This window comes from Phaeobacter sp. CC-HEC084, from assembly GCF_059429255.1.
In genome coordinates this window covers 107,600-120,966 of the sequence record NZ_JCAIJQ010000009.1, presented here as the reverse complement: position 1 = coordinate 120,966, position 13,367 = coordinate 107,600, and the positions used below count along the sequence as shown (strand labels likewise).

The window sequence follows — 13,367 nt, the reverse complement described above, 5'->3', positions numbered from 1 at the left end:
TATTTGTTTTTAAATGAAAAAAGTTGGCGCGATCGCGAATGGCGCCCTCTTCCCGGCGGCAAGACTGATTCAGTTTCTGATACAGTCACGCAAAAAAACGGACCGTTGGGTCCGTTTTGTGCTCAACTCCGAAGGGTTTGGTCGGGGAATCTTTACTTAGATTGCTGCCCCGCCAACGGTGAGTCCCCCCATTAGAACAGAGGGTTGGCCGACTCCGACGGGTACCCATTGGCCTGCCTTGCCGCAATTGCCCATGCCGGGATCCAGTTCCATGTCGTTGCCGAGGGCGCGAATCTGCTGCAGCGCGGTGGCACCATCGCCGATCAGGGTTGCGCCCTTCACCGGTGCGCCGACCTTGCCGTTCTGCACGCGGTAGGCCTCGGTGCATGAAAACACGAACTTGCCGTTGGTGATATCCACCTGCCCGCCGCCGAATCCCACGGCCCAGATCCCGTCCTTGATTCCGGCCACCAGATCTGCCGGGTCGGCATCACCGCCCATCATATATGTGTTGGTCATCCGCGGCATGGGGGCGTGGGCATAGCTTTGCCTGCGTCCGTTGCCGGTGGCCTCAACCCCCATCAAGCGGGCGTTCTGGCGGTCCTGCATGAAGCCAACCAGAATGCCGTCTTCGATCAGGGTGGTTTTCTGGCTAGGGGTACCTTCATCGTCGACCGTAATCGAGCCGCGCCGATCCGGGATGGTGCCATCGTCAAGCACTGTGACACCCGGGGAGGCGATCCGCTGCCCCATCAGCCCGGCAAAGGCCGAACTGCCCTTGCGGTTGAAATCGCCCTCAAGACCGTGACCGATGGCCTCGTGCAAGAGGATGCCCGGCCAGCCCGGCCCAAGCACGACTTCCATCTCCCCGGCAGGGGCGGGCACTGCTTTAAGATTGACCAGCGCGATTCGCAGCGCCTCGCGGGCTTTGGCCTGCCAACTAACGGGATCAATCAACCCGTCCAGACCAACCCGGCCACCGCCTCCGGCCGAGCCGCTTTCGCGGCGGCCGTCCTGTTCCACGATCACCGAGACATTGAGCCGGGTCATCGGGCGCACGTCGCGCACCCGCACCCCGTCGGCGCGCAGGATCTCTACCTCTTGCAAGGAGGCCGCCAGCGTCGCCGAGACCTGAACCACCCGGGGATCCAGATCGCGGGCGAACGCGTCGATCTCGCGCAGGGTCTCGACCTTCACCGGAAAGGGCAGGGCACTGATCGGATCGGTATCGGCGTACAGATGTCTGTTGGTGGCCGCAGGTGGTTCGGCATAGGTGCCGCCGCCATCGCCCACCGCAAGGCGCGCCGTTTCCGCGGCGCGGGTCAGAGCGCTGATCGACACGTCGGTGGAATGGGCGTAGCCCGCCACATCGCCATTGACCGCCCGCAAGCCAAAGCCTTCGGAGGCATCGTAACTGGCGCTGCGCAGCCGCCCGTCATCAAACACGAGCGCCTCCGATTTGCGCCGCTCGGCAAAAATCTCGCCATCGTCGGCCCCTTGAGTGGCGCTGCGCAGCACACCAAGCGCCTCATCCTCGGGGAGGCTGGTCTCAAACGGGCGGTAGGCCGTGGTTTCCATGTCTCAAATCCTCTTCGCGACGGCGGTTTTTTTTGATCTAAATCAAGAAAGCGACGCTTTGCCGCTCGCCTGCCTCTTTATCTGCACGTTGGAATATGATTTTAAGCAGCGTCAAAGACAACGGGTTCGGTGCGTTTTATGGAATCAAGCTTTCCAGCGACGTTACCGGTAGCAGCTAATAACGCGATCAAACGATCAGGACACGATATGAAGAATGCTTTGATGCTTTCGGGCCTTTTCGCTGGCCTCTCAAGCCTTCCAGCCACAGCGCAAGAAGGTCTTGAATCCATTGGTAAGCCGACCAACGGCGGTCTGGGTTTCCAGCCGGCCGCAACTGAACTGGCGGAAGGCATTCACATGCTGGACGGGCTGATCCTGGTGATCATCACCGCCATCTGCGTTTTTGTGGCTGGTTTGCTGCTGTTCGCAATCGTTCGCTTCAACAAGCGCGCAAACCCCAACGCGGCGCAGTTCACCCACCACACTCCGATCGAAATCGCATGGACCGTGATCCCGATCCTGATCCTGGTTTTCATCGGCTCCTTCTCGCTGCCGGAACTGTTCCGCCAGCAGGAAATCCCCGAAGCCGACGTCACCATCAAGGTCACCGGCTACCAGTGGTACTGGGGCTATGAATACGTCGACCACGAGTTTGGCTATGAAAGCTTCCTCCTCGCCAAGGACGAACTGGCCGATTACGGCTATGCCGAGGACGAGTACCTGCTGGCAACCGACACCGCTGTTGTTGTCCCGGTTGGCAAGACCATCGTGATGCAGGTGACCGGCGCCGACGTGATCCACTCCTGGGCGATGCCTGCCTTCGGCGTGAAGCAGGACGCGGTTCCCGGCCGTCTGGCTGAACTGTGGTTCAAGCCCACCAAAGAAGGCATCTACTTCGGTCAGTGCTCTGAACTCTGCGGCAAGGACCACGCCTATATGCCGATCACTGTAAAAGTGGTCAGCCAGGAAGCCTATGACGCATGGCTGGACGGCGCGATCGAGGAATATGCGGGTCTGCCGCAGTCCTATCAGGTTGCCTCCAACTGACTAACGCAGGGGCCGGAACGTCCGGCCCCGAACATGGGCGCGCCGCGATGGTAGCGCCCATAGCACCATCTTAAATGCAACGAGGATGCGCCGCGCGCGGCCATCCTTCAGTGGCCGAAGAGACTGACATGAGCGACGCAAGCATCAATGCCAGCACCATCCGCGAAGACGAGCCCAGCTTTGGCGATTATTTCGCCCTGCTGAAGCCGCGCGTGATGTCACTGGTCGTGTTTACGGCCCTCGTCGGCTTGCTGGCTGCTCCGGTTGGTGTGCATCCGGTCATCGGATTTGCCGCGATTCTGTTCATTGCCATCGGTGGTGGCGCCTCTGGCGCGCTCAATATGTGGTGGGATGCGGATATCGATCAGGTAATGAAACGCACCAAGTCGCGCCCGATTCCCGCAGGCAAGGTCGACAAGGGCGAGGCGCTGAGCCTTGGTCTGGCGCTTTCGGGCCTTTCCTGCATCATGCTGGGACTGGCAACGAACCTCTTTGCCGGGGCGTTTCTGGCCTTCACCATCTTCTTTTACGTCGTCATCTACACCATGTGGCTGAAGCGGGCGACGCCGCAGAACATCGTTATCGGCGGTGCCGCCGGGGCCTTCCCCCCGGTGATCGGCTGGATCGCCGCCACCGGTACCATGTCGGTTGAACCCTGGCTGATGTTCGCGCTGACCTTCATGTGGACGCCGCCGCACTTCTGGGCGCTGGCGCTGTTCATGCGCTCGGATTACGATGATGCGGGCGTTCCGATGCTGACCGTGACCCACGGTCGCCGCGCCACCCGCGTTCATATCCTCGTCTACACCATCCTGCTGGCGATTCTGGCCGTGGGCACCGGGTTCTCGGGCATCGGTGGTCCGGTCTATCTGGCCGTGGCCGTGGTGCTGAACGCGCTGTTCCTGCACGGCGCCTGGAAGATCTTCCGCCGCGATGAGGACGACAGCGAGGCCGACAATTTCAAGGCTGAGCGCAGTTTCTTCAAGCTGTCGCTGCTCTACCTCTTTTTGCACTTCGGCGCGATTCTCGTCGAAGCCCTGTTGAAACCCTATGGTCTGGGAGGCTGGTAATATGGCTTTGCGCAAGGAACACGAACTGCACAAACGGCGCCTCGGGCGCAACATGGGCGTTGGCCTGCTGCTGGGCGCCTTTGTGGTGCTGGTGCTGGCTCTGACCATGGTCAAGGTCACCTCGAACGGCTTCAAATTCCCGCAGACCCAATCACAGGCGGGGCAGGGCTGATGGCGATCAAAGGACCTCAGAAAACGGTTCTGCAACTGGTCGGCGTGGTCGCGCTGATGGGCGGGCTGTCCTGGGCATCGGTGCCATTCTATGACTGGTTCTGCCGGGTCACCGGATTTGGCGGCGTCACCGGCGTGGCCGAGCAAGGCGCGGATACTGTGCTGGATCAGACCATCACGGTGCGCTTTGACGGTTCCAAGGAACGCGACATGCCCTGGGAGTTCAAACCCGTGCAGCGCGAGATGGAGCTGAAGATCGGCGAGACCGGTCTGGCCTTCTACGAAGCATACAATCCAACCGACCACCCCGTCGCGGGGCAGGCAGCGTATAACGTGACGCCTTATTCGGCCGGTGGCTACTTTGAGAAAATCGCCTGTTTCTGCTTCACAGAGCAGGTGTTGCAACCGGGGGAGCGGGTGCAGATGCCCGTGACCTTCTTTGTGGATCCGGAAATCGTCAACGACCGGGACGCAAAATACGTGCATACGATCACGCTTTCGTACACGTTCTATGAAATCGATCTGCCCGAGGGCTATGCCGCTCTCGACACCGGTGATAAAGCCGGGGCAGGCATAACCACGAACTAGGCCGCTAGGTGAGGGACACTTAAATGGCGCATGCTAAAAATCACGACTTTCATATTCTGCCGCCGTCGATCTGGCCGTTTCTGGGCTCCGTAGGCGGGTTTGCAATGCTGTTCGGCGCAGTGCTGTGGATGCATGGCATCACGGCATGGCTGTTCTGGGGCGGCCTGGCGATGGTGCTCTATGTCATGTTCGCCTGGTGGTCCGAAGTGGTGGCCGAAAGCCGTCAGGGCGATCACACCCCGGTGGTCCGCATCGGCCTGCGTTATGGCTTCATCCTCTTCGTTATGTCCGAGGTGATGTTCTTCTTCGCCTGGTTCTGGTCGTTCTTCAAACACGCCATCTACCCGATGGAAACCTATGTCGGCACCTCCTATGTGCAGCCCGACATCTATCCGGTCGATGCCTTCCACCTGCCGCTGATCAACACCCTGGTCCTGCTGCTGTCCGGCTGTGCCGTCACCTGGGCGCACCACGCACTGGTGCACAACAACGACCGCAAGGCGCTGGTTCAGGGCCTGTCCATCGGTATCGTTCTGGGCCTCTTCTTCACCTTCCTGCAGGGCTATGAATACGCGCACCTGCTGCACGAAGGCTGGGAATTCGGCGCTGATGAGTTCTACTCGAACTTCTTCATGGCCACCGGTTTCCACGGTTTCCACGTGATCATCGGCACTATCTTCCTGACGGTTTGCCTTATCCGTGCGCTGAAAGGTGACTTCACCCCCGAGCAGCACGTCGGTTTCGAGGCCGCTGCCTGGTACTGGCACTTCGTTGACGTTGTCTGGCTGTTCCTCTTCGTAGCGGTCTACGTCTGGGGCACCGCAGGTCTGGCGCACTAAGCCGACCCGGGCGACACCGGAAATTGTAGCGGGTACAGGTTTGTGGTTCCAAAATCCGCAGACAGCCCGTAAGAAACGCAGCGCGCGGGGGGCTTCCTCCGCGCGCTTTTCATTGGCGATGAGGACGCGATGCGGCGGTTTATCTTTCTATCCCTTGTTGGCGGGCTGGGCCTATTGGCGCTGCTATCGCTTGGGATCTGGCAGATGCAGCGCCTGGCCTGGAAGGAAGACATCCTGGCCACCATCGAAGCGCGCATTGCGGATGCCCCCGGCCCTTTGCCCGAGGTGCTGGAGCCGGAGCGTGACAAATACCTGCCTGTGCGTCTTGAGGGCGAGATCCTGCCGGGTGAATTGCACGTTCTGACCTCGATTCAGGGCACCGGCGCGGGCTATCGCGTTATCGCGCCTTTCGTGACCGACGGCGGTCGTCGCCTGCTGCTGGACCGTGGCTTCATCATAGCCAACCGCAAGGATGAGACCCGCACCACCGGCCTCGTGACCGTGATCGGCAACCTGCACTGGCCGGTCGAGGTGGACGGGTTCACACCGGAGCCGGACACGGAAAAGAACATCTGGTATGCCCGCGACGTTGCGCCGATGGCGGCAGAGCTGGGCACCGAACCGGCGATGGTGATCTTGCGCGAGCTGCGCTCGGACGTAGTGGATCCCGGCGCGACCCTGCCGCAGCCCGTTACCATATCGGGCATTGCCAATGACCACTTGCAATATGCACTCACCTGGTTTTCGCTGGCCTTTATCTGGGCCGCGATGACCGCCTATTTCCTGTGGCGCAACCGCGCCAAATCCGAAGGCTGAAGCGATGAAATACATCTCCACCCGCGGGCAGGCGCCCGAGCTGACGTTCGAAGAGGCGATGCTGACCGGGCTGGCCCGCGACGGCGGCCTTTATGTGCCCGCCGAGATCCCGCAGATGAGCCATGATGAGATCGCGGCCTTGTCGGGCCTGTCTTACGAGGAAACCGCCTTCCGGGTGATGCGTCCCTTCCTCGGCGATTGCTTCACCGATGACGAATTCCGCGAGATCATCGCCAAGGCCTATGCCGGGTTTGGTCACGCTGCCCGCGCGCCGCTGAAACAGCTGGCGCCCAATCATTTCCTGTTGGAGCTGTTCCACGGCCCGACCCTCGCGTTCAAGGATTTCGCGATGCAGCTGATCGGTCAGCTCTTCGAAGTCGCCCTGAAACGCCGCGGCGAAAGCGTGACCATCGTCGGCGCCACCTCTGGCGATACCGGCTCTGCCGCGATTGAAGCTTTCCGGGGGCTGGATGCGGTCAATGTCTTCATCCTTTACCCACACGGCCGCGTCAGCGAGGTGCAGCGACGCCAGATGACCACGCCTGCGGACAGCAACGTGCACGCACTGGCGGTCGAAGGCGACTTCGATGACTGTCAGGCGGCGGTCAAGGACATGTTCAACGATTTTGAGTTCCGTGACAGCGTGCGCCTTGCCGGGGTGAACTCGATCAACTTTGCCCGCGTGCTGGCGCAGGTGGTCTATTACTTCTCCTCTGCTGTCAGCCTTGGCGCGCCGCATCGCAAGATCAGCTACACCGTGCCCACGGGCAACTTTGGTGACATCTTCGCAGGCTATATCGCCAAACAGATGGGTCTGCCGATCGACCAGCTGGTGGTCGCCACCAACCAGAACGACATCCTGCACCGCTGCCTCTCGGGGCAGGGCTATTTCAAGGGGGACACCATTCCCTCGATCAGCCCGTCGATGGACATTCAGGTCTCTTCCAACTTTGAACGTGCCCTGTTCTACGCCTACGGGCGGGATGGCGCTGCCGTGAGTCAACTGATGGATGAGCTGAAGACGGGCGGCTTTGAGGTCAGCCAGGGCGCCATGCAGGCGCTGCAGGAGACCTATGTTTCGGGCCGCGCCTCGGAAGAAGAAACCATGGCGACGATCAAATCCGAATGGGCCGCCTCGGGCGAACTGCTGTGCCCCCACGGCGCCGTTGGTGTGAAGGTTGCAAACCAGTTGCGCGTTGCCGATATCCCCATGGTGACGCTGGCGACGGCCCACCCGGCGAAATTCCCAGCCGCGGTGGAAGAGGCGAGTGGTATCCACCCGCCGCTGCCCGCCCGCATGGCGGATCTTTATGAGCGCGACGAGCGCGTCACTCGCATCGACAACGATCTGGCCGCCCTTGAGGCGCATATCAGAAAGAACATCGCGAATTGACAGTTCAGCAACACACACTCGCCAATGGGTTCCGCATCGTTTCGGAGAACATGCCGGGGCTGGAGTCCGCCTCTATCGGGATCTGGGTGACAGCAGGCGGCCGCCACGAGCGGCCTGAACAGAATGGGATCGCCCATTTTCTTGAGCATATGGCCTTCAAGGGGACTAAGACCCGGTCGGCGCTGCAGATTGCCGAGGCGATCGAGGATGTGGGCGGCTATATCAACGCCTATACCAGCCGCGAGGTTACAGCCTATTACGCGCGGGTTCTGAAGGATGACGTGCCGCTGGCGATGGATGTGATCGGGGATATCCTGCTCAACCCGGTGTTCGACCCGCGTGAGATTGAGGTCGAGCGCGGGGTGATCCTGCAGGAGATCGGTCAGGCGCTGGATACGCCGGACGATGTGATCTTTGATTGGTTGCAGGAAGAAAGCTATCGCGATCAGGCGCTGGGGCGCACTATTCTGGGCCCGGCGGAACGCATTCGCAGCTTTTCTCGTAATGACCTGCAAGGCTTTGTCGATCAGCACTACGGACCGGGACAGATGATTCTGGCCGCGGCCGGTGCGGTGGATCACGACGCGCTGGTGCGGCTGGCCGAGGCGCAGTTCGGCCATATGGCGCCACGACCAGTGCCGGAACCGGATGCCGCGCGCTTTACCGGTGGCGGCGAGGCGCGGCGGGATAAGCAGCTGGAGCAGGCTCATTTTGCGCTGGCTCTTGAAAGCCCCGGCTACCGCGATGATGAGATCTACACCGCGCAGATCTATGCCAGCGCTCTTGGCGGCGGCATGTCCTCGCGCCTGTTCCAGGAAATCCGCGAAAAGCGGGGTCTTTGCTATACAATCTTTGCGCAGGCAGGCGCCTATGCGGATACCGGGTCGACGACGATTTATGCAGGGACTTCGGGCGATCAGCTTGCCGATCTGGCGCATATCACCATCGACGAAATGAAGCGCGCCGCCGAAGATATGCGCGAAGACGAGGTTGCGCGTGCGCGCGCCCAGATGAAGGCCGGCATGCTGATGGGGCTGGAAAGCCCGTCGAACCGTGCCGAACGTCTGGCCCGTCTGGTGCAGATCTGGGACCGGGTGCCGCCGCTGGAGGATACCGTGGCGCGCATTGACGCGGTAACCGTCGCCGGGGTGCGGGCTTTGGCCGAACGCCTTGCGGTCGCGGCACCGGCGGCGTTGGCGCTTTATGGTCCGGTCGCTGATGCGCCCAGTCTGGCGCGGCTGCAGGAGAGGCGCGCTGCCTGATGCTGCTGTCCCGCCGTAAAGTCCGGCTTGAAACAGAACGTCTGACGCTCAGACCGCCGGTGCATGGCGATTTTCACGGCTGGGCCGCGTTGCGGCTGCAAAGCCAGGACTACCTTGTCCCTTGGGAGCCGGTCTGGGCGCCGGATCATCTCAGCCGCAAGGCCTTTACCAACCGGGTCTACTGGGCGCAGCGGGCGGTGTCCTCCGGCTCGGCGCTGCCGCTTTTCCTGGTCCGGCGCTCGGATCAGGCACTGGTGGGGGCGATCACGCTGGACAATATCCGCCGCGGCCCGGCGCAGGCGGGCACCCTTGGATACTGGACCGGGCAGCCCTTTGCGCGGCGTGGTTACATGGCCGAGGCGATTGGCGCAGTGGTGCATCATGCCTTTGGCAAGCTGGACCTCAGCCGAATCGAGGCAGCCTGCTTGCCGGAAAACGTGGCTTCGCGCGGTTTGCTGGAACGCTCAGGTTTCAAATACGAAGGCGTGGCGCAATCCTATCTGCAGATCAATGGCCGCTGGCGCACGCATGTGCTCTACGCCTCGCTGCGCCACGATAGGCGCGGCAAGACCCTGGTTGGTCAGGCTTAGAAATACCTCTTCAAAGTATGAGGGCGAGCCCTCCCGCACCCGTAGGTGCACCGGCTGCGCCGATGCGCGCTAGCGGCCTTGGGCATGGCGCCGCGCGTTGCACGGTGCAGCGCCGCACCCTGTGCGGCGCCCGGCCCAACGGGGCAGGGGCATTCTGTGAATGCCGCAGGCCGGGCGGGAGTGTTTGCCGACACGATCAGAGCGCAGCGGCGCATAACTCGGGGCAGTGTCTGGGGGGCAGAGGCTCACTTATGCTGATTTTGCGGAAAACAGGCTGACAGAAAGGGCGAGTGCGCTACACTTCTGCCATGCGTGTTTTTGTTCAGTATCTGGTTTCGCTCGTAGTCTCGGCAATCTTCGCCGCTCCGCTGGCCTCGCAGGAGCGCCGGGCCAGCCATTGTATTGCTCTCGCTGAGGCGGCCCCGGGGATCGCCTATCTGCACAAGGCCAGCTGGCAGGACCCGGTGCCGGAACATTCGGTGCGGATCCGGTATCTGTCGCACGCCAGTTTCCTGATTCAGACCGAAGGTGGACTGAACGTGGTGACCGACTTCACCGGCTTTACCGGATCGGCCGATTTCATCCCGGATGTGGTCACCATGAACCACGCTCATGAAACCCATTGGACCGCCCATCCCGATCCGGCTATCCCGCATGTGCTGGAAGGCTGGGGTGCCTTTGGTGAGGGGATCAGCCACCATCTGGATCTGGGTGAAATGCTGATCCGCAACGTGCCCACCGATATCCGCTCTGCCTATAGCGATGGGGTAGAGGTGGCCGGGAATTCGATCTTCGTGTTTGAGGTCGCCGGGCTCTGCATCGGGCATTTGGGCCATCTGCATCACGTGCCGACGCCCGAGCAATTCGCGGCACTGGGTCGGCTTGATGTGGTAATGGCCGCCGTGGATGGCGGCATGACCCTGGCGCTGCCTGAAATGGTCGAGGTGTTGAACCGGCTGCGGTCCTCGGTGATCCTGCCGATGCATTGGTTCACCGATTACTCGCTGGAGCGTTTCCTGTCGCAGATCGGGCCGGAGTTCGATGTGGTGCAGGATGGCGCGGCAGATATCACTGTGTCGCTGCGCAGCCTGCCGGACAGGCCGACGATCCATGTGCTGCGCCCCTCCTATCTGCGCAAAGACGAGTAAGCAGTCTTGCCTTGAGAGGCGCAATTGGACATGCAGGTTTCATGACACTGAATTCTGCCGATTCCGCCTTTGTCGCCCGCCTTGCCGATCAGTTGCCTGAGGGTGTTTTGCGCCCCGCCGACCCACGCTATCTGGAAGAGCCGCGTGGAAGGTATCAGGGGCAGGCGGGCTTGCTGGCCGTGCCGCACTCCACCGAAGATGTCGCAACGCTGGTGCGCGCTGCGCATGAGGCGCGGGTGCCCGTGGTACCCTATGGCGGCGGTACCGGTCTGGTCGGCGGTCAGGTGATGCCGGAAGGCCCGGCGCCCCTGCTGCTGTCGCTGGAAAAGATGACCGCGATCCGCGGCGTCTACCCCGCGGAAAATGTGCTGATTGCCGAAGCGGGCGCGATCCTTGCCGATGTGCAGGCCGCCGCGACTGAGGCCGGGCGCCTGTTCCCGCTGTCGCTGGCCGCCGAAGGCTCGGCCCGGATTGGCGGCAACCTTGCGACCAATGCAGGCGGGGTCAATGTGCTGCGCTATGGCAATGCCCGCGATCTGTGTCTGGGGCTGGAGGCGGTGCTGCCCAATGGAGATATCTGGCACGGGCTGTCGCGCCTCAGGAAGGACAACACCGGCTACGATCTGCGCAATCTTCTGGTCGGCTCCGAAGGCTCTCTGGGCGTCATCACTGCGGCATCGTTGAAACTGTCACCGATCCCGGCGGCGCAGGGCACGGCGGTGTTCGTGGTGCCATCGCCGCAGGCGGCAATTGCGCTGCTGTCGCTGGCGCGTGACCAGTTGGGCGAAGGGATCAGCGCCTTTGAACTGATGCACCGGCAGGGGCTGGCGTTTCTGGCAGAAACCATGCTGCAGGTACGCCAACCCTTTGCCGAGGCTCCGGAATGGTGCGTGCTGCTTGAGCTGGGGCTGGCGCGCGGGCTGGACCCGGAAGAGGCGCTTGCGGACCTGTTCGAGGCGGCGCTGGAGGCCGATCTGGCGCAGGACGGGGTGATTGCCCAGTCGGCGGCGCAGCGCGAGGCCCTGTGGACGGTGCGCGAGACGATCCCCGAGGCCAACCGTCTGATCGGCGCGATTTCCAGCCACGATATCTCGGTGCCGATCTCGGAAATTCCGGATTTCATCACGCGCGGCGGAGAGGCTATTGCGCGGCTGGGAGAGGGCGATATGCGGATCAACTGCTTTGGCCACCTGGGCGATGGCAACCTGCATTACAACGTCTTCCCGGCGGCGGGAAAGACGCGCAAGGAGTACGAACACCTGCGCGAGGATGTGAAACGCACGGTGCATGATCTGGTGGCCGAATTCGACGGGTCGATGAGCGCTGAGCACGGCATCGGGCGTATGAAAACCGGCGATCTGGAGCGCTATGGCGATCCGGTAAAACTGGCAGCGATGCGCGCCATCAAGGCGGCGCTCGATCCCCATGGCATCATGAATCCCGGCGCGGTGTTGCGGCAGGGCACCTGACAACGTAGCTCTCCCGCGCCCGAAGGATCTGGTTTTGCCAGAACGCTCACAGCTTTGGGTCCGGCAGCGGGCAAAGCCCGCTGTGCGCAGGGGGCACGGCTCGGCAGAGCGCGGGTGAAGGGTCAGGCGATGCTGGGGGTGGCCGACGGTTTCTGCGGGCGGCTGCGCATTAGCAGGTAACCGATGATCAGGATATTCAGCCCGTTCCAGGCAATGCCGTTGATGAAGGCCATCTGGTAGTTGCCGGTCACGTCGTAGATCCAGCCGGACATCCAGCCACCCAGAGCCATGCCGAGAATGGTCATCATCATCACGAAACCGACCCGCGCGCCGGCCTCTTTCGGGGGCATGTATTCGCGCACCACCAGCGCATAGCTGGGCACGATACCACCTTGCGCGAGGCCGAACAGCGCACTCACCAGATAAAGCGGCACCATGCCGTCAAAGGGCAGGTAGAAGAACAGCGCGATGCATTGCAGGACCGAACCGATCAGCAGGATCGCCACGCCGCCAAGCCGGTCGGCCGCGAGGCCTGAAAGGATCCGGCTGACCACACCGCCCAGCAGCATCAGCGACAGCATTTCCGCCCCCACCGCAGGCCCGTAGCCGAGGCCGACGCAATAGGCGACGATATGCACCTGGGGCATAGACATGGCCACGCAGCAGCCGATCCCGGCAAGCCCCAGCAGCCATTGCAGGGTGCGCGCGGACATGCCGGTGCTGCGCGCATTGAGCGCCGAGGCGGCATCAGAGGCGGCATAGGCCTCTGCCGGGACACGGCGGCGCAGCAGCAGCGCAAGCGGGATCACCACGGCAACGGTGATCGCGGCCAGGGCAAAATAGACCATGCGCCAGCCGCCAGTCTCCAGCAGCCCGGCCAGCAGCGTCGGCCAGATCGCACCCGAGAGGTAATTGCCGCTGGCCACCAGCGCCACGGCGATACCGCGCCGCCGTAGGAACCAATGCGAGATGTCAGCAATAAGAGGCCCGAAACCTGCTGCCGTGCCCAGACCCAGAAGCAGGTGCGTGAGAGACAGAACCGCCATCGTCGGCGCAAAGGTGGAGAGCACATAACCCGAAGCCGTCGCAGCAACGGCGCCAATCAGCGCGAGGGTAATGCCAAACCTGTCCACCAGCCGCCCGATCAGCAGGTTGCCAAGGGCAAAACCCACCATGGTAAGCGTATAGGGCATGGAAGAGGCCGCGCGCCCGGAGCCGAATTCGGCTTCGACGGCGGGCATGATGACGATGATCGCCCACATGCCCACGTTGGCCACGGTTGCAATGGCCAGGGTGATGAGAAGTCGAAGCCAGGAATAGCGGCTGTCAAGGATCGCGGCAGTGTTCATGCCGGCACGCTAGGGCGCGTGCCGGCGGGCTGCAACTGAATTCGCCA

At 62.3% G+C, this 13,367-nt stretch carries 13 protein-coding genes; 11 read left to right on the top strand and 2 right to left on the bottom strand.

Features of this window, described 5'->3' with window-relative positions; all coding sequences use genetic code 11:
* Nucleotides 1–156: 156 nt before the first annotated feature.
* Nucleotides 157–1,578, bottom strand: coding sequence for a metalloprotease TldD (gene tldD / locus AC5SSZ_RS17745; RefSeq protein WP_065272703.1), 1,422 nt, complete (start codon nt 1,576–1,578; stop codon nt 157–159).
* A 207-nt stretch (nt 1,579–1,785) separates the two neighbouring features.
* On the opposite strand from tldD, the gene coxB reads away from it, so the two are divergent.
* The 11 genes from coxB (at nt 1,786) to AC5SSZ_RS17690 (ending at nt 11,971) form a co-directional block, all read left to right on the top strand.
* Complete coding sequence (gene coxB / locus AC5SSZ_RS17740) at nt 1,786–2,625, top strand: cytochrome c oxidase subunit II (RefSeq protein ID WP_065272704.1); 840 nt, start codon at nt 1,786–1,788, stop codon at nt 2,623–2,625.
* Nucleotides 2,626–2,753: 128 nt separating this feature from the next.
* On the top strand, nt 2,754–3,695 hold the full coding sequence (cyoE, locus tag AC5SSZ_RS17735; RefSeq protein ID WP_274831291.1) for a heme o synthase: 942 nt from the start codon (nt 2,754–2,756) through the stop codon (nt 3,693–3,695).
* Nucleotide 3,696: 1 nt separating this feature from the next.
* Nucleotides 3,697–3,867, top strand: coding sequence for a cytochrome c oxidase system small membrane protein (locus AC5SSZ_RS17730; RefSeq protein ID WP_065272705.1), 171 nt, complete (start codon nt 3,697–3,699; stop codon nt 3,865–3,867).
* The gene (locus AC5SSZ_RS17725; RefSeq protein WP_065272706.1) at nt 3,867–4,454 is read left to right on the top strand and encodes a cytochrome c oxidase assembly protein; all 588 of its coding nucleotides are present in this window, start codon (nt 3,867–3,869) and stop codon (nt 4,452–4,454) included. Before AC5SSZ_RS17730 ends, AC5SSZ_RS17725 begins: the two co-directional genes overlap by 1 nt.
* 23 nt (nt 4,455–4,477) lie before the next feature.
* A complete protein-coding gene (locus tag AC5SSZ_RS17720; protein ID WP_065272707.1) occupies nt 4,478–5,293 on the top strand; it encodes a cytochrome c oxidase subunit 3 in 816 nt (271 codons plus the stop codon).
* 129 nt (nt 5,294–5,422) lie between these two features.
* On the top strand, nt 5,423–6,109 hold the full coding sequence (locus AC5SSZ_RS17715; RefSeq protein ID WP_495439148.1) for an SURF1 family protein: 687 nt from the start codon (nt 5,423–5,425) through the stop codon (nt 6,107–6,109).
* Nucleotides 6,110–6,113: 4 nt separating this feature from the next.
* On the top strand, nt 6,114–7,502 hold the full coding sequence (gene thrC / locus AC5SSZ_RS17710) for a threonine synthase (RefSeq protein WP_495439145.1): 1,389 nt from the start codon (nt 6,114–6,116) through the stop codon (nt 7,500–7,502).
* Entirely contained in the window at nt 7,499–8,764 is a 1,266-nt protein-coding gene (locus AC5SSZ_RS17705) for a M16 family metallopeptidase (protein ID WP_065272709.1), read from the top strand. The genes thrC and AC5SSZ_RS17705 overlap by 4 nt, the downstream gene beginning before the upstream one ends.
* A complete protein-coding gene (locus tag AC5SSZ_RS17700; RefSeq protein ID WP_495439143.1) occupies nt 8,764–9,354 on the top strand; it encodes a GNAT family N-acetyltransferase in 591 nt (196 codons plus the stop codon). The genes AC5SSZ_RS17705 and AC5SSZ_RS17700 overlap by 1 nt, the downstream gene beginning before the upstream one ends.
* Before the next feature lie 308 nt (nt 9,355–9,662).
* A complete protein-coding gene (locus AC5SSZ_RS17695; protein ID WP_495440314.1) occupies nt 9,663–10,502 on the top strand; it encodes an MBL fold metallo-hydrolase in 840 nt (279 codons plus the stop codon).
* A 41-nt stretch (nt 10,503–10,543) separates the two neighbouring features.
* Nucleotides 10,544–11,971, top strand: coding sequence for an FAD-binding oxidoreductase (locus tag AC5SSZ_RS17690; RefSeq protein WP_495439141.1), 1,428 nt, complete (start codon nt 10,544–10,546; stop codon nt 11,969–11,971).
* Nucleotides 11,972–12,093: 122 nt separating this feature from the next.
* Here the strand turns inward: AC5SSZ_RS17690 and AC5SSZ_RS17685 are convergent, their stop codons facing one another.
* On the bottom strand, nt 12,094–13,320 hold the full coding sequence (locus tag AC5SSZ_RS17685) for an MFS transporter (protein WP_274831285.1): 1,227 nt from the start codon (nt 13,318–13,320) through the stop codon (nt 12,094–12,096).
* Between the last annotated feature and the right edge of the window lie 47 nt (nt 13,321–13,367).